Genomic DNA, 1,814 nt, shown 5'->3' with positions numbered 1-1,814 from the left:
ACCAAAGTAAGCAAAGTCCCCGCTCCATTTCCGGCCCTACTTCGTCGGGTTCCTTCGTCACTGACGTCGCATTCTGAGCCGTCAGTGACATCGCGATTAAAAAGCGTTTTTGGCAACGCATGACATTGCGCTCCGGCACGGATGTGATGCCGAGCCTCAATGAATGTATGGACAGCCCTTTCAATGGTTGTAGGCGCGTTCGTTATGCTCGGCCAGGTCCAGGCCCATTTCTTCCACTGACTCGTGAGCCCGCAGGCCGATCAATGCCTGCACGGCCTTGAGGATGATCCAGCTGACTGCGAAGCAGTAGACCGTGGTGAACAGCACGCCTTTGATCTGGGCAATCACTTGGGTGCCCATGCCGACATCCGGCACCAGACCGCCCAGTGAAGGCACGCAGAACACGCCGGTCAGCACTGCACCGATCATGCCGCCGATGCCGTGCAGGCCGAAGACGTCGAGGCTGTCGTCATAGCCCAGACGCTTTTTCAGCACGGTCACGCTCAGGTAGCAGAACACTCCGCACAGCACACCAATCGCCAGCGCACCGCCCACGCCGACATAAGCACATGCGGGCGTGATGCCGACCAGACCGGCCAGCGCGCCACTGGCCAGGCCCAGTGCACTCGGTTTTCCGACCTTGAACCATTCGGTGAACATCCAGCCAAGTATCCCGGCGCATGCCCCCACTTGCGTATTGAGCATGACGATCCCGGAAGTACCGCTCAGGCCGCCACCAGAGCCGATATTGAAGCCGAACCAGCCGACCCAGAGCATTGCAGCACCGGCCATGGTCAGGCTCAGATTGTGCGCAGGCATCGGGGCATTCTGATAACCCTTGCGCTTGCCCAGCACCAGACATGCCGCCAATGCTGCAACACCCGCATTGATGTGCACAGCGGTACCACCGGCGAAATCCAGCACGCCCCAGTTATGCATCAGCGCCCCTGCCCCGCCCCAGACCATATGTGCGACAGGCGCGTACACCAGGGTGAACCACAGTGCCATGAACAGCAGCGCCGCAGAGAACTTCATGCGCTCGGCGAAGGCCCCGGCAATCAGCGCCGGCGTGATGATGGCGAAGGTCATCTGAAAGGTCACGAACACGCCTTCAGGGATGTCACCGACCAGGCTGTCAGGTGTCATGCCGACCAGAAACGCACGGCTCAGTCCACCGACAAAGCTGTTGAAGCTCACCTGCCCTTCGACCATGTTGCTGGTGTCCACCACCATGCTGTAGCCGTAGATAACCCACAACACGCCCACGACCCCGGCAATGCCAAAACACTGGGTGAACAGCGAGAGCATGTTCTTTGCCCGTACCAGACCGCCGTAAAACAGTGCCAGCCCCGGCAGGCACATGAACAGCACCAGCACCGCTGCAGTAATCATCCACGCAGTGCTGCCGGTGTTCAGAACAGGCGTGTCAGCTGCCTGCACAATCGGAGCAAAGGCGCCGAGCGCGAATAACGCTGTAAGGGATTTGCCGTGTAGACGAGTGACCATGTTCAAAGCTCCCGCAAATGAATGGAAAGTGTCTGGCAGCAAAGAAGGTCATTCAGAAAGGCGAGGCTCTTCGGTCTCTTGAGGGTTCATCGTCGTGCACCCCGTAGGGATGTACTCAATTCTTGTTCCCACGCTCCGCGTGTTAATGCATTTCGTGACACTCTGCGTCACACAGCGGTTCTGTGATGTCACGTGGATGGGTGTTCGACTCAGGTCACCTTTTCGCCCCTCGGCGAGTGACTTTGATGGGACCAAAGTAACCAAATCCCCTGGCTCCGTTTCCGGCCGGACTTCGTCGGGTTCCTTCG

General features: G+C 58.9%; 1 protein-coding gene. It reads right to left on the bottom strand.

What is annotated here, in order from left to right; translation table 11 throughout:
- Nucleotides 1–180: 180 nt before the first annotated feature.
- The gene (locus ALO80_RS25605; RefSeq protein WP_055011006.1) at nucleotides 181–1,506 is read right to left on the bottom strand and encodes an ammonium transporter; all 1,326 of its coding nucleotides are present in this window, start codon (nucleotides 1,504–1,506) and stop codon (nucleotides 181–183) included.
- Between the last annotated feature and the right edge of the window lie 308 nt (nucleotides 1,507–1,814).

It is taken from the genome of Pseudomonas caricapapayae (assembly GCF_001400735.1).
GTDB classification, from domain to species: Bacteria; Pseudomonadota; Gammaproteobacteria; order Pseudomonadales; family Pseudomonadaceae; genus Aquipseudomonas; species Aquipseudomonas caricapapayae.
This window is presented reverse-complemented; position numbering and strand designations above follow the sequence as displayed.

Bases quoted from the DNA above. Each gene is read 5' to 3' on its own strand.
- ALO80_RS25605 (WP_055011006.1), bottom strand. From the start codon at position 1,506: ATGGTCACTCGTCTACACGGCAAATCCCTTACAGCGTTATTCGCGCTC.